Origin of the sequence: Nonomuraea sp. NPDC049684, from assembly GCF_044465345.1 — a bacterium.
Lineage (GTDB): Bacteria > Actinomycetota > Actinomycetes > Streptosporangiales > Streptosporangiaceae > Nonomuraea.
Map to the genome: position 1 here is coordinate 231432 of NZ_JBITLO010000008.1, position 17410 is coordinate 248841.

Annotated in this window: 23 protein-coding genes; 10 read left to right on the plus strand and 13 right to left on the minus strand. The window is 74.4% G+C overall.

Going from position 1 to position 17410, the window contains the following annotated elements:
• Positions 1 to 4: 4 nt before the first annotated feature.
• The 5 genes from ACIBST_RS25690 to ACIBST_RS25710 are packed head-to-tail and all read left to right on the plus strand — an operon-like array spanning position 5 to position 4628.
• A complete protein-coding gene (locus ACIBST_RS25690; RefSeq protein WP_397175171.1) occupies positions 5 to 964 on the plus strand; it encodes an ADP-ribosylglycohydrolase family protein in 960 nt (319 codons plus the stop codon).
• Positions 961 to 2100: an ADP-ribosylglycohydrolase family protein gene (locus ACIBST_RS25695; protein WP_397175172.1), complete on the plus strand. Its 1140-nt coding sequence runs from the start codon at positions 961 to 963 to the stop codon at positions 2098 to 2100. The genes ACIBST_RS25690 and ACIBST_RS25695 overlap by 4 nt, the downstream gene beginning before the upstream one ends.
• The gene (locus ACIBST_RS25700) at positions 2097 to 3461 is read left to right on the plus strand and encodes an ADP-ribosylglycohydrolase family protein (RefSeq protein ID WP_397175174.1); all 1365 of its coding nucleotides are present in this window, start codon (positions 2097 to 2099) and stop codon (positions 3459 to 3461) included. Before ACIBST_RS25695 ends, ACIBST_RS25700 begins: the two co-directional genes overlap by 4 nt.
• Positions 3458 to 4351: a ribokinase gene (rbsK, locus tag ACIBST_RS25705; protein ID WP_397175176.1), complete on the plus strand. Its 894-nt coding sequence runs from the start codon at positions 3458 to 3460 to the stop codon at positions 4349 to 4351. Before ACIBST_RS25700 ends, rbsK begins: the two co-directional genes overlap by 4 nt.
• A gap of 58 nt (positions 4352 to 4409) precedes the next feature.
• Positions 4410 to 4628 (plus strand): hypothetical protein, encoded by a 219-nt coding sequence (locus ACIBST_RS25710; protein ID WP_397175177.1) that lies wholly within the window; start codon positions 4410 to 4412, stop codon positions 4626 to 4628.
• A gap of 35 nt (positions 4629 to 4663) precedes the next feature.
• Here ACIBST_RS25710 and ACIBST_RS25715 read toward each other — a convergent pair whose 3' ends face one another.
• Complete coding sequence (locus ACIBST_RS25715) at positions 4664 to 5362, minus strand: FadR/GntR family transcriptional regulator (RefSeq protein WP_397175179.1); 699 nt, start codon at positions 5360 to 5362, stop codon at positions 4664 to 4666.
• A gap of 202 nt (positions 5363 to 5564) precedes the next feature.
• On the opposite strand from ACIBST_RS25715, the gene ACIBST_RS25720 reads away from it, so the two are divergent.
• A complete protein-coding gene (locus tag ACIBST_RS25720; protein ID WP_397175459.1) occupies positions 5565 to 7241 on the plus strand; it encodes a 2-isopropylmalate synthase in 1677 nt (558 codons plus the stop codon).
• On the opposite strand, the gene pyrF is transcribed toward ACIBST_RS25720, so the two are convergent.
• A complete protein-coding gene (pyrF, locus tag ACIBST_RS25725; RefSeq protein ID WP_397175181.1) occupies positions 7222 to 8028 on the minus strand; it encodes an orotidine-5'-phosphate decarboxylase in 807 nt (268 codons plus the stop codon). The two genes, ACIBST_RS25720 and pyrF, sit on opposite strands and share 20 nt — an antisense overlap.
• Before the next feature lie 127 nt (positions 8029 to 8155).
• On the opposite strand from pyrF, the gene ACIBST_RS25730 reads away from it, so the two are divergent.
• Positions 8156 to 8632, plus strand: coding sequence for a DUF2283 domain-containing protein (locus ACIBST_RS25730; protein WP_397175183.1), 477 nt, complete (start codon positions 8156 to 8158; stop codon positions 8630 to 8632).
• 19 nt (positions 8633 to 8651) lie between these two features.
• Here the strand turns inward: ACIBST_RS25730 and ACIBST_RS25735 are convergent, their stop codons facing one another.
• Positions 8652 to 9035, minus strand: a complete 384-nt coding sequence (locus tag ACIBST_RS25735; RefSeq protein WP_397175185.1) for a hypothetical protein — start codon at positions 9033 to 9035, stop codon at positions 8652 to 8654.
• Between the two features lie 51 nt (positions 9036 to 9086).
• Here ACIBST_RS25735 and ACIBST_RS25740 point away from each other — a divergent pair, with 51 nt between their 5' ends.
• Positions 9087 to 9890, plus strand: a complete 804-nt coding sequence (locus ACIBST_RS25740) for an HAD family hydrolase (RefSeq protein ID WP_397175187.1) — start codon at positions 9087 to 9089, stop codon at positions 9888 to 9890.
• A gap of 150 nt (positions 9891 to 10040) precedes the next feature.
• Here ACIBST_RS25740 and ACIBST_RS25745 read toward each other — a convergent pair whose 3' ends face one another.
• From ACIBST_RS25745 to ACIBST_RS25760, 4 genes are all read right to left on the minus strand, one after another.
• Entirely contained in the window at positions 10041 to 10256 is a 216-nt protein-coding gene (locus tag ACIBST_RS25745) for a hypothetical protein (RefSeq protein ID WP_397175189.1), read from the minus strand.
• Between the two features lie 38 nt (positions 10257 to 10294).
• The gene (locus ACIBST_RS25750; protein WP_397175190.1) at positions 10295 to 10903 is read right to left on the minus strand and encodes a TIGR00645 family protein; all 609 of its coding nucleotides are present in this window, start codon (positions 10901 to 10903) and stop codon (positions 10295 to 10297) included.
• A gap of 297 nt (positions 10904 to 11200) precedes the next feature.
• Positions 11201 to 11416 (minus strand): hypothetical protein, encoded by a 216-nt coding sequence (locus ACIBST_RS25755; RefSeq protein WP_397175192.1) that lies wholly within the window; start codon positions 11414 to 11416, stop codon positions 11201 to 11203.
• Positions 11417 to 11497: 81 nt separating this feature from the next.
• Positions 11498 to 11854, minus strand: a complete 357-nt coding sequence (locus ACIBST_RS25760) for a winged helix-turn-helix transcriptional regulator (RefSeq protein ID WP_397175194.1) — start codon at positions 11852 to 11854, stop codon at positions 11498 to 11500.
• A gap of 89 nt (positions 11855 to 11943) precedes the next feature.
• On the opposite strand from ACIBST_RS25760, the gene ACIBST_RS25765 reads away from it, so the two are divergent.
• Both ACIBST_RS25765 and ACIBST_RS25770 read left to right on the plus strand, forming a co-directional pair.
• Entirely contained in the window at positions 11944 to 12597 is a 654-nt protein-coding gene (locus ACIBST_RS25765) for an NADPH-dependent F420 reductase (RefSeq protein WP_397175196.1), read from the plus strand.
• 137 nt (positions 12598 to 12734) lie between these two features.
• Positions 12735 to 13106: a hypothetical protein gene (locus ACIBST_RS25770; RefSeq protein ID WP_397175197.1), complete on the plus strand. Its 372-nt coding sequence runs from the start codon at positions 12735 to 12737 to the stop codon at positions 13104 to 13106.
• A 60-nt stretch (positions 13107 to 13166) separates the two neighbouring features.
• On the opposite strand, the gene ACIBST_RS25775 is transcribed toward ACIBST_RS25770, so the two are convergent.
• The 6 genes from ACIBST_RS25775 to ACIBST_RS25800 form a co-directional block, all read right to left on the minus strand.
• Positions 13167 to 13832 (minus strand): endonuclease V, encoded by a 666-nt coding sequence (locus ACIBST_RS25775; RefSeq protein ID WP_397175199.1) that lies wholly within the window; start codon positions 13830 to 13832, stop codon positions 13167 to 13169.
• 119 nt (positions 13833 to 13951) lie between these two features.
• The gene (locus ACIBST_RS25780) at positions 13952 to 14638 is read right to left on the minus strand and encodes a type 1 glutamine amidotransferase (RefSeq protein WP_397175201.1); all 687 of its coding nucleotides are present in this window, start codon (positions 14636 to 14638) and stop codon (positions 13952 to 13954) included.
• A gap of 29 nt (positions 14639 to 14667) precedes the next feature.
• The gene (locus ACIBST_RS25785; protein WP_397175202.1) at positions 14668 to 15495 is read right to left on the minus strand and encodes a bifunctional 5,10-methylenetetrahydrofolate dehydrogenase/5,10-methenyltetrahydrofolate cyclohydrolase; all 828 of its coding nucleotides are present in this window, start codon (positions 15493 to 15495) and stop codon (positions 14668 to 14670) included.
• A complete protein-coding gene (locus tag ACIBST_RS25790) occupies positions 15492 to 16097 on the minus strand; it encodes a cyclodeaminase/cyclohydrolase family protein (protein WP_397175204.1) in 606 nt (201 codons plus the stop codon). The genes ACIBST_RS25785 and ACIBST_RS25790 overlap by 4 nt, the downstream gene beginning before the upstream one ends.
• A 28-nt stretch (positions 16098 to 16125) precedes the next feature.
• Positions 16126 to 16638, minus strand: a complete 513-nt coding sequence (locus ACIBST_RS25795) for a hypothetical protein (protein WP_397175206.1) — start codon at positions 16636 to 16638, stop codon at positions 16126 to 16128.
• 50 nt (positions 16639 to 16688) lie between these two features.
• The gene (locus ACIBST_RS25800; protein ID WP_397175208.1) at positions 16689 to 17363 is read right to left on the minus strand and encodes a chitosanase; all 675 of its coding nucleotides are present in this window, start codon (positions 17361 to 17363) and stop codon (positions 16689 to 16691) included.
• Between the last annotated feature and the right edge of the window lie 47 nt (positions 17364 to 17410).

Here is a 17410-nt window from a genome sequence, read left to right on the forward strand (position 1 = left end):
CATCATGTCGGGGGACAGAATCAGGGGGGCCTTCATCGGGCTCGCCGTGGGCGACGCCGCCGGCTGGCCCGCGGCCAGGCACCGCGCCGCCCTGCACGCGCCCTGGAGCCGGCGCCTGCACCGCGAGCTGGACGCCTTCGCCGAGGAGCACCGGGTCACCACGCTGCCGGTGCCGTTCGCGCTCAACCAGCCGATCGCGCCGCTGGCCGTCGGGCCGTCCGACGACGCCGAATGGCTGGCCTGGACGCTGCTGACGATCGACCGGCCGCGGGCCGCGGCGTTCCGGGAGCTGACCGGCGTCCGGGCGCGCATCTCGGTGGCCACCGCGCTGGACAACCTGGCCAGGGGCGTCGAGCCGCCGGCCTCCGGGCACGACAACCCCCACCACTTCGACGACGCCGCCGCCGTGCGGGCGGTCGCGTTCGGCGCCCTGAACCGGGATCCGACCGAGGACGCCCAGGTGACCAACGCCGGCGACGGCCTGCTCGGGGCCCAGGCCATGGCCGCCGCCGTGGCCGCGGCGGTCGCGTCGGGCTCGGTGGGACAGGCCGTGGAGGCGGCGCTCGCCGTCCTGCCCGGCGACAGCGCCATCGGGCACAACGCCCGGGTGGCGCTGGCCGCGGCGCGGAAGGCGGGCGACCCGTTCGGCGCGGTGCCCGCGCTGGACGCCGCGCTGCTCGACCACGTCTACAGCTACGGCGTGGGCGCCGCCCAGACGGTGCCCGTCGCCTTGGCGCTGGCCGAGGCGGCGGGGGGCGACCTGGCCCGCGCCGTCCCGGCCGCCGCCTGCCTGCCGGCGCTCGCCGACTCGGCGCCCGCGCTGACCGGCGCGCTGGCGGGGGCCGCCAGTGGGTACGGCGCGATCCCGGAGGGGTGGCTCGCGCCGGCCCGCACGCTGGCGGGCTGCTGCCTGCCGGAGCTGGCGGGCAAGGATCTGATCGAACTGACGAAGGGAATCGCATGACGCCGCTTGAGGACAGGGCCACTGGCTGCGTGGCGGGGGCGGCGGTCGGTGACGCGCTGGGCGGCGCCACCGAGGGCTGGACTCCCGAACAGATCGTGGAGCGGTACGGGGGCCGGGTCGAGGGCATCGTGCCGCCGTACAACGAGGACTGGCGCAACGCCCGGCCGATCGCGCCGTACCACAAGGGCGACGGGCACATCACCGACGACACCCTGATGACGCACGCCCTGATCCGCGTGTACGAGAAGGTCGGCGGCCACCTGGACGCGTACGCGATGGCCGACCACCTGGTGCCGGAGCTGATGGGCGAGCGGCGGTGGATCCCCGAGCTGGAGGCCGAGGCGCTGCCGCTGCAGCGGATCTTCCTGGCCGAGAAGTGGATCGTGGCCCGCCTGCACTACGGGCACGTCGACCCGCGCGAGGCCGGCGTCGGCAACATCGTCAACTGCGGCGCGGCCATGTACGTCGCGCCCGTCGGCATCGTCAACGCCGCCGACCCCGACGCCGCCTACGCCGAGGCCGTCGACCTGACCGGGGCCCACCAGTCCAGCTACGGACGCGAGGCCGCCGGCGTGATGGCCGCCGCCGTCGCCGAGGCCATGCGGCCGGGCGCCACGGTCGACTCCGTGGTCGCCGCCTGCCTGCGCCTGGCCAAGGACGGCACCCGCGCCGCCATCGAGGCGGTCTGCGAGGCCGCGGCCGGCGTCGGCCACTGGGACGGCTCCTTCGAGGTGCTGCGCGCGGCCGTACGGCCCTTCGACACGGTCGCCGACACCTACCGCGACCAGGGGCTCGGCGCGCGCCGGCCGAGCCGGGTGCACAGCATCGAGGAGCTGCCGCTGGCGCTGGGCTTCCTGGTCGCGGCCAAGGGCGACGTCCGCGACACCGTGCTGGGCGGCGTGAACTACGGCCGCGACGCCGACTCGATCGCCTCCATGGGCGGCGCGATCGCGGGCGCCCTCGGGGGGCTGTCCGCGGTGCCCGCGCAGTGGGTGGAGCAGGTGGGGGCGGCCAGCCGTACCGACCTGGTGGCGCCCGGCCTGGCCATCGCCGAGGTGGCGCGCCGGGTGCACGCCGGCGACGTGGCGCGGCGGCGCGCCAGCGAGGCCGCCTTCGCCGAGCTGGACGCCCGATGATCAGGCTCACCTGGGTCCAGCCGGAGGACCTGGTCGGCCACGAGCTGCGCCAGGCCGGCGAGGACGGCAGGGGCGACCTGCCGCAGGTGCGCGAGCTGGCCGGACGGTGGCACGCGGCGGGCGGCCACGACGCGCCGCCGCGCGCCGGCGCCTCCGAGGCCGCCGCGGCCCGCCTGCGCCCGCTGGCCGAGAGCCTGCTGGACGAGCTGGCCGCGATCCCCTCGCCGCTGGCCGAGCCCTCCGACCTGGACGCCATCGTCGCCGCCTGCCCCGACTGGCCCGCGGCCGGGAGCGCGGCCGGGAGCGCGGCCGGGAGCGCGGCGAAGGCGGACCCGGCGCGGCTGCTGGGCGCCTGGCAGGGACGGGCGGCCGGCTGCGTGCTGGGCAAGCCGGTGGAGAAGATCCCGCGCGCGGGCATCAGGCAGATCGCCGAGGCCACCGGCAACTGGCCGATCACCGGCTGGTTCACCGCCGAGGGCCTGCCGGCCGAGATCTCGAGCAGGTGGCCGTGGAACCGGCGCAGCGCGGTCAACTCGCTGGCCGAGAACATCGACGGCATCCCCGAGGACGACGACCTCAACTACCCGCTGCTGGCGCTGTCCGTCCTGGAGCGCCACGGCCGCGGCTTCACCACCGAGGACGTCGCCAAGCTGTGGCTGGACGAGCTGCCGGCCGGCCGCACGTTCACCGCCGAGCGGGTCGCCTACCGCAACCTGCTCGACGGCTTCGAGCCGCCGGAGACGGCCACCCGCCGCAACCCGTTCCGCGAGTGGATCGGCGCCTTCATCAGGACGGACGTCTACGGCTGGGCCAACCCCGGCGACCCCGCCACGGCCGCCGAGCTGGCCTGGCGCGACGCCCGGCTGACCCACACCGCCAACGGGATCTACGGCGCGATGTTCGTCGCGGCCATGTGCGCCGCCTCGCTGGTCGCCGGCTCGGCGCGGGAGGCCGTCGAGGCGGGCCTGTCGGTCGTGCCGCGCGAGTCCCGCCTGCACGAGGCGGTCAGCCTGGCCGTCGCCGACGCCGCCCGCGAGCCGGACTTCGAGCGTGTCATCGACCTGCTGCACCAGCGGCATGGCACGCTGCACTGGGTGCACACGATCAACAACGCCGCGCTGGTGGCCGCCACGCTGATCCACGGCGCGGGCGACTTCACCGCCACGATCGCGGGCGCGGTCGCCGGCGGCTGGGACACCGACTCGGCAGGGGCCACGGCGGGGTCCGTGGCGGGCGCGCTGAACGGCGGCGTCCCCGACCGCTGGCTCATGCGCGACAGCCTGGCCAGCAGCCTGACCGGCTTCGACGGGGTGGGGCTCGGCGAGCTGGCGCGACGTACTCAGGAGATGATGGCCGCATGATCTCGGTTTTCGGCAGCGCCAACATGGACCTCGTCGCGTACGTATCCCAGGCCCCCAAACGGGGCGAGACGGTCACCGGTCACCGGTTCCGGACCGTGCCCGGCGGCAAGGGTGCCAACCAGGCCATCGCCGCGGCCCGGGCCGGCGCGCAGGTGGCCTTCCTCGGCGCGGTCGGCGACGACGCCTTCGGGGCCGAGATGCGCTCCACCCTGGCCGAGGCCGGCGTGGACGTCCGCGGCCTGCGCCAGGTGCCCGGCCCCAGCGGCATCGCGCACATCGTGGTCGACGACGCCGGCGGCAACTCGATCATCGTCGTGCCCGGCGCGAACGGCACCGTGACCGGGCCGTCCGGCGGCGACCTGGCCACGATCGCCGGGTCGCGGGCCCTGCTGCTCCAGCTCGAACTGCCCATGGCGGCCGTCGTGGCCGCCGCGGAGGCGGCCCGGGTCTCCGGGGTGCCCGCCGTCCTGACCCCGGCGCCCGCGCAGCCGCTGCCCGACGAGCTGCTCGACGCGGTCACCATGATCGTCCCGAACGAGCACGAGGCCGCCGACATCACCGGCCAGGCCGACCCCGACGCCGCTCTCGACGCGCTCCTCGAACGCGTCGAGGAGGCCGTCATCACGCTGGGCTCGCGGGGCGCGCTCTACGGCGCGCGCTCGGGCGAGCGGCTGCGGGTGCCGGCGATCGAGGTGAAGGCGGTGGACACCACGGCCGCCGGTGACACGTTCGTCGGCGCGCTGGCGGTCGCGCGGGCCGAGGGGCTGGCGCCGGCCGAGGCGCTGCGCTTCGCCTCGGTGGCGGCGGCGATCTCGGTGCAGCGGGCGGGGGCCAGCACGTCGATGCCGGTCAGGGCCGAGATCGAGGACGCGTTGCGGGAGCTGTCCTAGCCCGTCCCTTGACGTCCGGCCGGGCGTCAAGGGACGCCGTCACGGGCAGGTGGGGGCCATGAGCCGAAAGCCCGACGACCTGCCCGAGACGGTGGGAGGCGTGGACGGGGAGAGCGACGTGGTCGCCGAGCGGTCCGCCTCCGGATCGCCCAGGACCCGCCGCCCCCTGTCCGCGGACCCGCCGGACGAGCAGGAGGAGCCCGCCCCGGAGGAGCCGCCCGAGGAGGACGACGAGGGCGAGGACGTCATCCGCCCCGACGCCGGCCCCACCGCCTGACCCACCCGCCGCGACCGGTTGTCCGCCGTGGGTCATCAGGCGCCGGGTTTCGTGTGCAGGCGGGCGAGGGTCTGCTCCAGCTCGGCCTGCAGCAGGTCGCTGGCCGCCGCCGCGTCGCCGTCGCGGACCGCCGCCACCAGCGCGGCGTGCGCGTCGTGCCCCGGGTTGCGGTCGTGCCCGCGCAGCTCCAGCAGCTCCACCATGTCGATCAGCCCCTCCCGCAACGCCGGCGCGAACTCGGCGAACAGGTCCGTGAGCACCGGGTTGCCCGCCGCCGCCACGACCGCCGCGTGCAGCGCGATGTCGGCGTCGACGAACGCGGCGTCGTCCTCGCCCGCCGCCTTCTCGCGGGCCTGGAGCGCGGCCTCCATCGCCGCGACGTCCTCGTCGGTACGCCGGGCCGCCGCCAGCCTGGCCGCCTGGGTCTCGACCATCATGCGGACCTCGTACACGTCGGTGATCGCGGCCCGGCGCAGCCGCGCCGGCCAGTCCTCGGCCGGCTCCGAGGCGATGACGAACACCCCCGAGCCCTGACGCGCCCGCACCAGCCCCGCCCCGGCCAGCGCCCGCAGCGCCTCGCGGACCGTGGACCGGCCCACCCCGAGCGTCTGGGCCAGCGCGTTCTCGCCGGGCAGACGGGTGCCGACCGGCCAGTGGCCTTCGGTGATCTGCTCGCGCAGGTGCTGGACGGCCTGGTCGACCAGAGGGCTGCGGCGGAGGGCGCCGAGCGGCATGCGTACCTCTCAGGTTGTCTGAGGACCTGTGTTGTGGTTAGTGTAGCCGCCATGTCGTCGTACGGTCTCCTTCTTCTCGGCCGCCGCGGCGGGGCCTGACCGGACCGGCACCCCGCCGCGGCGTGCGAGGTGCTGCCGGTCGTCCGACCGCCGAAGAAGGACCCGAAAAGTGTACGAATGGAACCGGCAGCGCCCCAGCGCGATGCCCAGTCACCGCTACCGGCCCGCCCACGAGCGGGTCGAGGTGCCCCTGACCGGCGAGCGCGCCTGGCCCTCGCGCCGCATCACCGCCGCCCCCCTGTGGGTGCCGGTCGACCTGCGCGACGGCAACCAGGCGCTGGCCGAGCCGATGGACCCGGCGCGCAAGCGCCGCCTGTTCGACCTCCAGGTGCGCATGGGCTTCAAGGAGATCGAGGTCGGCTACCCGTCGGCCAGCAGGCTCGACTTCGACTTCCTCCGGGAGCTGGCCGAGCCCGGCGCGGTGCCCGGCGACGTGACCGTGGTGGCCTTCACCGCCGCCCGGCAGGACCTGATCGAGCGCACCTTCGAGTCGATCCGCGGCCTGCCCGACGTGGTCGTGCACCTCTACACCGCGACAGCGCCCACCTGGCGGAACGTGGTGCTCGGCCACGACCGCGACGCCCTGCGCAAGCTCATCCTGGACGCGGCCGGCCAGGTCGCCCGCCTGGCCGACGGGCTCCCGGTGCGCTTCGAGTTCTCGCCCGAGGTGTTCAACCTCACCGAGCCCGACTACGTGCTGGAGATCTGCAACGACCTGACCGCCCTCTGGGACGCCTGCCCGGACCGCCCGGTGATCCACAACCTGCCCGCGACCGTCGAGATCTCCACCCCCAACGTGTACGCCGACCAGATCGAGTACATGCACCGCCACCTCGACCGCCGCGACTCGGTGATCCTGTCGGTGCACCCGCACAACGACCGCGGCACCGGCGTGGCCTGCGCCGAGCTGGCCGTGCTCGCCGGGGCGCAGCGGGTGGAGGGCTGCCTGTTCGGCAACGGCGAGCGCACCGGCAACGTCGACCTGGTGACCCTCGCGCTCAACCTGCACTCCCAGGGCGTCGACCCGATGATCGACTTCTCCGCCATCGACGAGGTCCGGCGGGTCGTCGAGCACTGCAACCGCCTGCCCGTGCCCGACCGCCACCCCTACGCCGGCGACCTGGTCTACACCGCCTTCTCCGGCACCCACCAGGACGCCATCGGCAAGGGCCTGGCCCACCACGCCGCGCGGGCCGCCGAGCTGGGCGTGCCGCCGGAGCTGGCGCCGTGGGAGGTGCCGTACCTGCCCATCGACCCGGCCGACGTGGGACGCGGCTACCAGGCGGTCATCCGGGTCAACAGCCAGTCGGGCAAGGGCGGCATCGCCTACCTGCTGGGCGCCCGCCACGGCCTCGACCTGCCACGCCGCCTGCAGATCGACTTCTCCGCGACGGTGCAGCGGGCCACGGACGACAGCGGCGAGGAGATCACCGCCGACGAGCTGTGGGCGCTGTTCCACGCCACCTACATCGCGCCCGGCGAGCGCTCCGGGTTCGCCTCCTGGCGCACGGCCGAGACCGCGCCGGGCACGCACGAGTTCGAGGGCGTGCTCGACTCGGGGCGGGTGCTGCGCGGCACCGGCAACGGGCCGCTGTCCGCGCTGACCGCCGCGCTGGCCGGGGACGGCGTCGAGGTCGACGTCCTGCACTACGCCGAGCACGCCGTGGACCCGGGGACGGGCAGCAGCGCCGTCGCGTACGTGGAGGCCCGGGTGGGCGGCGTGATCGGCTGGGGCGCCGGTCAGGACACCTCCGTGCTCACCGCGTCGGTACGGGCGGTGCTGGCCGCCGTCAACCGGCTCAGCACGTCAGGTACGTGACGCATTCGTCCCGGTACTGCAGGGTCCTCGACCGCAGGTGTCTCGGGTCGGCCAGCACGGCCCGGGAGACCGACGGCACGACGGAGTCGCGTACCGGGGCGAACAGCCGGGCCACGTCGGCGGGTGAGGCGCCCTGCGCGCCGAGCCCCGGAGCCAGGATCGGGCCGTTGAGGTCGGCCAGGGAGTGGTCGAGGGCGGGCAGCGTGGCCCCCATGACCACTCCCACCGGCCCGAACGGCTCGTGGCCCGCGTTGGCCGCGGCGGCCCCGGCGATCACCAGGTCGGCCACCCGCTGCTGCAGCCCGGCCGCCGCCGGGTTGGAGGTGCGGGCCAGCACGAAGACGCCGGCGTCGTTGGCCACCGCCGAGGTGATCGCCACCTCCAGCGAGCCGAACCCCAGGTAGGGGCTGAGCGTCACCGCGTCGGCGGCCAGCGGGCTGCCCCGGTCGAGGTAGGCCTCGGCGTAGGCGGCCATCGTGGTGTCGACGTCGCCGCGCTTGACGTCGAGCAGCACCAGCGTGCCGGCCTCGCGCAGATCGGCGATGGTGCGTTCCAGGACGGCGACGCCGCGGCTGCCCCAGCGCTCGTAGAAGGCCGACTGCGGCTTGACCACGGCGGCCACGTCGCTGATCGTGTCGGCCACCGTGCGGCTGAAGCGCTCAAGGCCGCCCGGTGAGTCGTCGAGGCCCCAGGCGTCGAGCAACGCCGGGCTCGGATCGATGCCCACACAGAGCGGGCCGAATTTGTCCAGCCTGGCACGCAGGCGTGTGCCGAACGACTCGTTCATCTAGGCCCCCTTGCGACCCTAACGCACACTAACCCGCCGCCGCCGGAAGCCGGTACGCATCGGCCCCGGATGATATGGCTCGGGCCGCGGGTCTTCCGGAAGCGGGCGTCTGGGTAGATGATGCGGCATGTACGAGATCGCCCAGCGGGTGCTGGTGCTGGAGACCGTCCCGCCGCGCGAGGCGACCGTCACCGTCGGCATGCCGTACGAGGAGGCGGGGGAGTGGTCGTGCCCGTACCGGATCGACGGGCTGGCCGGGTGGGAGCACGAGCGCCGGGCGACCGGGCGCGACTCGCTGGAGGCGGTCGAGGTGGCGCTGGCCATGGTACGGGCGGCGCTGGCCGGCTCGCACGAGGCCAAGGAGGGCCTGCTCCGGCCGGACGACGCCCCGCCGGACCGGCAGCTCACCAGGACCGTGTACGTCAGCTGGGACAAGGAACAGGACATCGCCTATATCGCGATGAAGCACGAAATAGTGCCAGGTGAGGCGGTACGGCAGACCGTCTCGGAGGACGTCATCCTCGACTACGGCGCCTCGGGCGACCTGCTCGGCCTGGAGCTCCTCAACGCCGCCACCCGCCTGCCCGCCGAGATGCGCCTTTGAAGGGACGCGTCTCGGCCGCTCAGCCCGTCAGCAGCCAGCGCCAGCGCGGCTGTTCCAGCACCGCGGTGACCACCGCCAGCACCGTGACCACCGCCGCCACGACCGCGTGCCAGGCCACCCACGCCGCCGCCACCGCCACCACGAGCTGGAGGGCGACCAGCCCGACGGTCACGAACCCTGGCACGGCGACCGGCACGCTCCGCTTGTCACCGGGCGTGGCGAACACCGTCGGCAGCCCGATCAGCACCACGACCGACGCCACGGCCTGCCACACCGACCCGGGAAGCAGCGCCCACGGCGCCGCGACCCAGGCGACCAGCTCCGACGCGAACCGGAAGACGGAGGCGACCCGGTCGTCCGGCCGCGGCCCGGACCGGGCGAAACGCCCCGAAACGGAAGACACGAGGGCACCCTACTCCCGGTCCCCTCCCGGCCGGGACCTACGGTAGGGGACGTGACCTCCGCCACCCCGCCCCGCATCGCGGCCACCGATCTCGACGGCACCCTCCTGACCTCCGCCGGCCTCGTCTCCCCGCGTACCCGGCGGGCCCTGGGCCTGGCCCGCTCCGCCGGAGCGGAGATCGTCTTCGTGACCGCCCGGCCGCCGCGCTCCATCCACGCCATCGCCGGGCAGGCGGGCCTGACCGGCCTGGCGATCTGCAGCAACGGCGCCCTCCTGTACGACCTGGCCGCCGCGCGGATCGTCACCAGCCGCACGATCGAGCCGCAGGCCGCCAGGAAGGTCGCCGACAGCCTGGCCGCGGCCCTGCCCGGGGCGGCCTTCGCCGTCGAGACCGGCACCGGCGTGCTCACCGAGTCCGGCTACACCAGGCGGGTCGAGCACGACGTGGCGCACTACCGGGAGGTGGCCTCGGCGTGCGAGGCGGGCGAGCCGATCGTCAAGCTGCTGGTGCTCTCGTCCGCGCACACCCTCGACGAGATGTCGGCCGCGGCGGCGGCGGCCGTGGGGGACCTGGCCGAGGTGACCCACTCCGGGGTGCCGGGGCTCCTGGAGGTCAGCGCCCTGGGCGTGACCAAGGCGGCCATGCTGGCCGAGCTGTGCCGGCGACGCGGGGTCGCGCCCGCCGAGGTGGTCGCGTTCGGCGACATGCCCAACGACCTGGCCGTGCTGGCCTTCGCCGGGGCCGGTTACGCGATGGCCAACGCGCACCCGCTGGTGCTGGCCACGGCCGGGCACCGCACGTCCTCCAACGACGAGGACGGCGTGGCCGAGGTCCTCGAACGCCTCTACGGCTGACCGTCCGGGGTGCTCGAACGCCTCTACGGCTGACCGTCCGGGGTGCTCGAACGCCTCTACGGCTGACCGTCCGGGGTGCTCGAACCTCTCTACGGCTGACCCGGCCGGGGTCCGGCGCCCGTCCGCCCCCGCGGGCGGGCGCCGGGGGTCTCAGGCGTCGTCGTCCGACACCCGGGACGTGCCCTCGCAGCCGGTGGGCGCGCCGCTCAGCACCGGCAGCAGGCCGCCGCAGGTGCTCACCGGGAGCGACACCGGCTCGACGATCTCGTCGTTGAAGACGACCACGTCGCCGATGAGCGGCCGCGGCCCCTGGGAAGGCGCCGGGGCCGAGGCGTACGCCGGAATCGCCGACGCCGCCCAGCCCATGCCGGCCAGCAGCCCCGCGCCGGCCGCCAGTGCGATCGCTAGGCGGCGGCGACCCGCTCCTGCGCGACGCCGCCGGGCTGCTGATCCCGGTGCGCCTGCTGGACGTGCCGCCCGCCCGCCATGATCCGATCCATCACGGCCAGCGCCAGCGCCGAGACCACGAAGGTGAGATGGATCAGTGTTTTCCATACGAGTTCCCTGTCGGTGATGGCCGGCCGGGCGGCGTTGATGAAGATCTGCAGGAGGTGCACCCCCGAGATCCCGATGATCGCCATGGCCAGCTTGACTTTGAGGACGTTTGCATTGACATGGGACAACCACTCCGGCTGATCGGGATGGCCGTCGATGCGCAGCCGTGAGACGAAGGTCTCGTAACCGCCGATGATGACCATGATCAGCAGGTTCGAGACCATCACGACGTCGACGAGCCCGAGGACGATCAGCATGATCGTGGTCTCCGGGGGGTTGCCGCCGAACCCGAGTTCGACCAGGTGGGCGAGTTCGACCATGAACCGCCACACGTAGACGACCTGGGCCACGATCAGCCCGAGGTAGAGCGGCGCCTGTATCCACCGGCTGAGGAACATGACGTAGCCGATGTGCTCCAGCGTGCTCCGCGGCCGGGGAGCGGAGTCGGACTCGGCCACGGTCAACTGTGGTGGCCTCACTACGACGTGAAGATGTTGACCCGGTCGACGATGGCCTGGACATTGATGTTCCCCGGATCGTTTCGGCCCCCTGACCCGAGGGCGATTGGGGGAACGGCGGCCGCCGCCGCCAGAGCGAGGACCGCTGCGCTGGTCAGGATTCGGAACTTCAATGGGGACTCCTCGACTGCTGCTGGTCGGGCACGGGGATTGCGCTGTCGGAGCTGCCGGAGGGGGGAGGGCCGGCGGCGGGGGTGCGGCGTGGCTCGCCGCACCGCCCGCGCGGCGGCCGGCCGGTCAGGGATGCAGGCAGCCCGCCGCGGGGATCTCGGTCGGCGCCTGGGGGGCCGCCGGGTCCACCAGGGCGGCCAGGCCCGCGGCGGCCTCGGCCGCGCACGGAACGGCGGTGGCGGGATCGACGACGGCGTACGCGGGCGCCGCGAGGAGAGCGGCGGCCAGGGTCGCGGTCAGCACGCCCCCGATGACGGCGGCGCGGCGTTGGACGTCAGGCATGAGTACCTCCTGGGGATGGTGGAAACAACCACCGACTTGCTACCCAGAGTAATTACTCAGTAACGCTGCGTTAAAGAATCCTCATGAAGCGGGGGAGTGCGAGCCCGTCCACCGGTCCTGGGCGTCCATGACGTCCTCGGCGTGGTCGTGGGCCCACACGCCGAACGCCTCGATCGGGCCGAGCAGGGAGCGGCCCAGGTCGGTCAGCTCGTACTCGACGCGGGGCGGGGCCTCGGCGTAGGCCCGGCGGGTGACCAGCCCGTTGAACTCCAGGCGGCGCAGCGTCTCCGTGAGCACCTTGGGGCTGATCCCGCCGATCTGCGCGCGCAGCTCCCCGGGACGGCACGGGCCGTGGCGCAGCGACCAGACGACGACCGCGTTCCAGGTGTTGGCGATCAGGTCGAAGGCCAGTCTGGCCTGGCAGTCGGCGAGGAACACGTAACGCCTCCGATAGGCACCGATCGGTGCGTGACGGGATTTCTAGAGTCCTTGTCCTAGTAAAGCCCTTTCGCGACACGGAGGACGACATGAAGATCGGGATCCTGGGCGCCGGCGGCATGGCCGACGCCCTCGGCACGCAGTGGATCAGGGCCGGGCACGAGGTGACGGTCAGCGGACGCGACCCCGAGCGCGCCCGTGCCCGCGCGGAGAGCATGAACGCCCAGGCCGGCCGCCCGGGAGCGCGGTGGGGGAGCTGGGCGGAGGCGGCCGCGTCCGGCGAGGTCGTGATGGCAGGCGTCCGGGAGGCGGGGCTGGGCGACGTGCTGGCCGCCGCCGGCCCGGCCCTGCGCGGCAAGCCGATCATCGACGTGACGAACGCCGCCGCCCCCGACAGGTACGACGTCACGCGTCCGATCGCCCGCCGGATCGCCGACCTCACGGGCGGGCACGTGGTGAAGGCGTTCAACCTGTGCCACGTGGACGTGTGGCGGATGACGCCGCCCGTGTTCGACGGACGGCCGCTGGCGGTGCCCCTGTGCGGCGACGACGCCCGCGCGCTCGACCTGGTCCGGGGCCTGGTCCGCGACCTGGGCTGCGTCCCGCTGGACGGCGGCGGCCTCGACCGGGCGGTCCAGCTTGAGGCGACGGCCGCGTTCGTGATCGGGCTCTGGTTCGGCGGCGCGGACGCCCAGGCGATCCTGCCCCCGCTGGCCTCCTCGGGGGCGCACGAACCGGCGTGAGCCCGCGCGGGCGTCCGGCGGGCATGCGGCGGGCGTACGACGCTGGGCGTAGCGAGGATGACGACGGGCGGCGGATGCCCGGCTCTGGCGGCGGCGCGATCCTGGGGGGCGTCCACCCGAGGTCGAAGGAGAGTCCAGTGGTCACCCAGGTCGTCAAGGGGAGCGGGTATCTGACCGCGTTCAAGGCCCTCGCCACGCTCAGCATGCTGTCGGTGCTGCTGCAGGCCGTCACGGCGGGGCAGCTCATGAGCGGGGCAGGCGCGGGCCTGCACGGGGCAGGGGCGGGCGCCGTCCACCTGCTCGGGCTGCTCCAGCTCGTCGCGGCCGTGCTGCTGTGGCGGCCGGGGGGCGGCGCGGGCTGGCCCGCGCTGGTCAGCCTGGGGGTGCTGCTGCTCGGGTTCCTGCAGTCGATGCTCGGCGGGTCGGGGGCGGTGGCCGCGCACGTGCCGCTGGGCATGACGATCTTCGGGCTCAGCGTGTGGCTCGTCGTCTGGGCCTGGCGGCGCTGACCCGCGCCGACCCGCGCCGACCCGCGCCGACCTTCCCGGCGGGATCGGCCCAGGGGGCGGTCAGGTCCCGCTGGGGTGCCGGGCCAGGTGGTCGGCCTGGCGCACCGGCTCGGGGAGGCGGTAGCGCGGCGTGAGCAGCAGGGTCTGGGACGTGGCGGTGTCCAGGCCGATGCGGTGGCCCTGGGAGACGTAGACCGGTTTGGTGTCCCGCCGCGTGCGCAGCGCCCTGCCCACCGTGACGCCCTCGTGGACGATCGGCGTCCAGTCCCCGCGCTCCCGGCCGGGCGGCTCGTGCTCGCCCACGAACGGCGTCTTGGCCACGCCGAGCGCGGGCAGGCCGGTCAGCACGCCGAGATGGCAGGCCAGGCCGAATCCGCGCGGGTGGGCCAGGCCGTGGCCGTCGCAGACCAGCAGGTCGGGGGTGACGGCGAGGCGTTCGAGCGCGTCCACCAGGGTGGGCAGCTCGCGGAAGGCGAACAGGCCGGGCACGTAGGGGAAGGCCGCCCTGCCGTGGGCCACCGCCCGCTCGACCGGTTCCAGCGTCGCCGCGTCCAGGACGACCACCGCCGCCGTCACCTCGTCGTCGCCGTGGTAGTGCACGTCGAGCCCGGCCACCAGGGGGAAGGCCGTGGGCCCGGCCAGCTCGACGCGGCCGCGCAGCCGGTCCTGGACGGCCTCGGCCTCGGCCGCGTCGGCCGGCCAGGGGTGAAGTCTGTCTACCCGCATTCCATCCACGTTAGAGCCATTCGTCCCACGCGCCGCCCACCGCCCGGCCCGCTGGTCTCGTACGCCCCCGGCCTGGAGATCGGCCTGTCCGCGGTTCAGCCGGCCGCGGAGGCGGGCGGTCAGGCGTTGACGATTTTGGCGAAGCGGGTCGCCACCTCGCGCCAGATCGGCGTGGAGACCGGCTCGTCGGCCACCGCGCCCGCGTAGACCTCCTCGGGGTCGAAGCCGTCGGGCGTCCACTCGCGCACGCGCGCGGGCAGCACCTCGGGATGGAACTGCACCCCCCACGCCCGCTCGCCCACCCGGAACGCCTGGTAGGGGCAGGCGCGCGTCTCGGCCAGCCACACCGCGCCGGCCGGCAGCCGGGTGACGGCGTCCTTGTGGTGCTCGATCGCGGGCACCACCGGCGGCAGGCCCTGGAACAGCGGGTCCTCGGCCGCCTCGGGCCGGATCGTGACCGGCAGGCTGCCGTTCTCCGGCTCGCCGGTGTCGCCGGTCACCTCGCCGCCGGCGACCTCGGCCAGCATCTGGCCGCCCAGGCAGATGCCGAACAGCGGCACGCCGTCCGCCAGCGCCTGGCCCACCAGCCGGCGGGCGCCGGCCAGCCACGGGGCCCGGTCGTCCTCGGAGGGCAGGTAGCCGCCGCCGAGCATGATCATGGCGTCGTGCCGGTCCAGCCGGTCGGGCAGCGGGGCGCCCTCGTGCGCGAGCACCACGTCGAGCCGCAGGCCGGCCTCCTCCAGCCAGTCGCCGAGCCGGCTCGGGCCGCCGCTCCTGCTGTTCTGCACGATCAGGACGTCACCCATCGATGGTCTCCACTCTCGGATGTCGGGGCTCAGGGCAGGTTCGCCGCGCGGGCGGTGTGGCGCAGCAGCAGCGCGGTCGTCACCGGGCCGACGCCGCCGGGCACCGGGGTCAGCGCGCCGGCCACCGCCGAGACCGCCGCGAAGTCGACGTCGCCGGTGAGCCCGCCGTCGTCGGTCGGGTTGGTGCCCACGTCGATCACCACCGCGCCCGGCGCGACGTGCGCGGCGCCGATCAGCCCGGCCCGGCCGACGGCGGCCACGAGCACCTCGGCCCCGGCGGTGACGGCGGCCAGGTCGCGGGTGCGCGAATGGCAGACGGTGACCGTGGCGTGCCGGTCGAGCAGCAGATGGGCCAGCGGCTTGCCGACCACGGTCGAGCGGCCGACGACCACCGCCCGCCGCCCTTCGAGTGGCACCTCGTAGTGGTCGAGCAGGGCCATCACGGCCGCCGCGGTGGCCGGCGGGAACGCGGGCAGCCCGGCGGCCAGGCGGCCGAGCGAGAGCGGGTTCGCGCCGTCGACGTCCTTGCGCGGGTCGATGGCGGCGGCCAGCTCCTGCGCCGAGGCCCCGGCGGGCAGCGGCGTCTGGAGCATGACCCCGTGGACGGCGTCGTCGGCGCTGAGCCCGGCCAGCGTCTCGTGGATCCGGCCGGGGTCGGCGCCGGGGCCGAGGTCGACGATGTCGCAGGCGACGCCGACGCCCGCGGCGGCCTTGGCGATCGAGCGGACGTACCACAGGCTGGCCTCGTCGGCCGTGGCCACCACGACGGCCAGCCTGGGCTGCGGCCCGGCGGCGGCCTCGGCCTGCGTCTGGGCCTTGATCGCGGTGGCCAGGTCGCGGCCGGTCAGCGTCCTCATCGGGCGATCTCCTCGCGTACTTCGGCGGTGATCCGGTCGGCCGTGGCGACGGCCGCCTCGACGCCCGCCAGGCGGGCCGTCAGCTCCTCGCGGGCCTGCTCGTCCTTGATGCCCCGCAGGTTGACCTCGACGTTCACCCGGGCGGTGGTGAGCGCGGCGCGGGCGGCCTCGGCGGCGGCGGCGACGTCGGTGACGACGTTGCGGTTGCCGATCGGCAGCAGCAGCTCGCACAGCTCGACCAGGCGCGTGGCGGCCGCCACCACCAGGGCCGGGGGCTCGGCCGCGCCGGCCAGGGCGCGGGCGATGGAGACGCTGCGCTCCTCGCCCTTGGGCAGGCGGTAGGCGTCGGAGACCGCGGTGAAGGCCGTCGCGTCCTCCTCGGCCAGCCGCAGCGCCCGCGTGCGGAGGGCGTCGGTCTCCTCGATCACCGCGGTGACGGTCCCGGCGTGTGCGGCGTACCGCTCGCCGGTGGTGTAGCGGGCCACCATGCCGAGCAGCGCCGCGGACTGGGCGGCGTGCAGGGCGGCGGTGGCCCCGCCGCCTGGGGCGGGCACCTTGTCGGCCAGCTCGGCCAGGAAGTCGACGATCTTCGAGTCGCGCATGGCCGCATTCTGCCAGGCCCGGCCGGGCTCACTCGCGGTGCATCGGCCTGGTGACGTCGTGCGGCATGCCCTGCGGCAGGTACGGCGAGCCCGACGCGCCGTAGTCGGAGGTGTAGGCCGACGGCCGCGCCGGGGACCGCCACCGCGACGGGAAGGCCGACACGACCAGCAGCGCGACGCCGAGGAACAGCATGACCCCCGTGTAGACGGTGGTCTGCAGGCCCGCCCCCAGGCTGCCGGTGACCAGCCCAGCGGGGATGACGCGGAAGCCGGCGCCCAGCTCCACCGCGGGCACCAGGCCGAGCGCGGTGTAGGCCAGGCCGCCGAGCAGCGAGGCGATCGGCGACAGGCGCGAGCCGGCCAGGAACGCCAGGCCGGCCCCGGCCGCCGCGATCACGGCCAGCCCGATCCAGGAGATCGTGAACCGCGTGGCCATGGTCAGGCCGAGCTCGCCGATGCCGTACATGAGGCAGGCGGCGATCAGCGGAGGAAGGAGAAGCCCCGCGACCACTCCCAGACCATGACGGGCACCGTTGGACATGATTAACCCCGTTTGTTCGGCTTGTGCGCCAACCTACCCTGATCGCCGGATCAGTGCTTGATCGTGTACTTGTCGCCGTACACCTTCCAGGTCAGCGGCGGCTTCAGGTCGAGGTTGCCCTTCCTGAGGAAGACGCGCTGCATGGTGTCGACCCGGGTGGTGTCGTCGTGGGCGTCCTCGGCCTTCATCGCCGCCTTCCTGGCGTCGAGGAACGCGTTGAGGTAGGCGACCTCGTCGCCGCCGCGGGCGGGGGAGGCGGCCTTGGCCAGCGCGGCCTTCCTGATGCCGCCGAAGCTCAGCTTGTCGGAGCCGGGGCCGTGCATGACCATGGCGTCGTAGTAGGCGAACTGGCCCAGCGCGCGCAGGCCGTCCTTCTTGGCCCGGCGGACGGCCGGGTCGAAGTAGACGCGGTCGCGCTCGTGGTCCTGGGCCCGCCGGAAGACGGGGTCGGCCGCGGCCTTCTTCCAGTCCTTGACGAACGGCCTGCCGAGGCCCTTGTGGCTGTCGGTGCCGTTGACCTTGCGCAGCGCGGGCAGGTACTTGGCCAGCACGTTCGCGGGCTTGCGCCTGGTGTAGAGCTCGACCAGCTCCAGCATGTCGCCGGTGCCGGAGCAGAAGCCGATGATGCCCGCGGTGTAGCCGCGCTCGTCCTTGATGTCCTCGATGTAGCCGTACTGGGCCTTCCAGTCCAGCGAGGAGTTCTCCGCGCTGGACACCAACTGCATGGCGATGTCCTTCTTGTGTGGATTGTTGAGGTCCGCGGGGGAAACGC

What these genes read in the sequence shown, in the direction of transcription:
- ACIBST_RS25795 (WP_397175206.1), bottom strand. Translation starts at nt 16,638, where the DNA reads ATGTCCAACGGTGCCCGTCATGGTCTGGGAGTGGTCGCGGGGCTTCTC.
- ACIBST_RS25730 (WP_397175183.1), top strand. Translation starts at nt 8,156, where the DNA reads ATGTACGAGATCGCCCAGCGGGTGCTGGTGCTGGAGACCGTCCCGCCG.
- rbsK (WP_397175176.1), top strand. Translation starts at nt 3,458, where the DNA reads ATGATCTCGGTTTTCGGCAGCGCCAACATGGACCTCGTCGCGTACGTA.
- ACIBST_RS25790 (WP_397175204.1), bottom strand. Translation starts at nt 16,097, where the DNA reads ATGCGCGACTCGAAGATCGTCGACTTCCTGGCCGAGCTGGCCGACAAG.
- pyrF (WP_397175181.1), bottom strand. Translation starts at nt 8,028, where the DNA reads ATGAACGAGTCGTTCGGCACACGCCTGCGTGCCAGGCTGGACAAATTC.
- ACIBST_RS25720 (WP_397175459.1), top strand. Translation starts at nt 5,565, where the DNA reads ATGCCCAGTCACCGCTACCGGCCCGCCCACGAGCGGGTCGAGGTGCCC.
- ACIBST_RS25690 (WP_397175171.1), top strand. Translation starts at nt 5, where the DNA reads ATGTCGGGGGACAGAATCAGGGGGGCCTTCATCGGGCTCGCCGTGGGC.
- ACIBST_RS25715 (WP_397175179.1), bottom strand. Translation starts at nt 5,362, where the DNA reads ATGCCGCTCGGCGCCCTCCGCCGCAGCCCTCTGGTCGACCAGGCCGTC.
- ACIBST_RS25755 (WP_397175192.1), bottom strand. Translation starts at nt 11,416, where the DNA reads ATGCCTGACGTCCAACGCCGCGCCGCCGTCATCGGGGGCGTGCTGACC.
- ACIBST_RS25700 (WP_397175174.1), top strand. Translation starts at nt 2,097, where the DNA reads ATGATCAGGCTCACCTGGGTCCAGCCGGAGGACCTGGTCGGCCACGAG.
- ACIBST_RS25695 (WP_397175172.1), top strand. Translation starts at nt 961, where the DNA reads ATGACGCCGCTTGAGGACAGGGCCACTGGCTGCGTGGCGGGGGCGGCG.
- ACIBST_RS25775 (WP_397175199.1), bottom strand. Translation starts at nt 13,832, where the DNA reads ATGCGGGTAGACAGACTTCACCCCTGGCCGGCCGACGCGGCCGAGGCC.
- ACIBST_RS25745 (WP_397175189.1), bottom strand. Translation starts at nt 10,256, where the DNA reads ATGGGCTGGGCGGCGTCGGCGATTCCGGCGTACGCCTCGGCCCCGGCG.
- ACIBST_RS25780 (WP_397175201.1), bottom strand. Translation starts at nt 14,638, where the DNA reads ATGGGTGACGTCCTGATCGTGCAGAACAGCAGGAGCGGCGGCCCGAGC.
- ACIBST_RS25800 (WP_397175208.1), bottom strand. Translation starts at nt 17,363, where the DNA reads ATGCAGTTGGTGTCCAGCGCGGAGAACTCCTCGCTGGACTGGAAGGCC.
- ACIBST_RS25765 (WP_397175196.1), top strand. Translation starts at nt 11,944, where the DNA reads ATGAAGATCGGGATCCTGGGCGCCGGCGGCATGGCCGACGCCCTCGGC.
- ACIBST_RS25785 (WP_397175202.1), bottom strand. Translation starts at nt 15,495, where the DNA reads ATGAGGACGCTGACCGGCCGCGACCTGGCCACCGCGATCAAGGCCCAG.
- ACIBST_RS25710 (WP_397175177.1), top strand. Translation starts at nt 4,410, where the DNA reads ATGAGCCGAAAGCCCGACGACCTGCCCGAGACGGTGGGAGGCGTGGAC.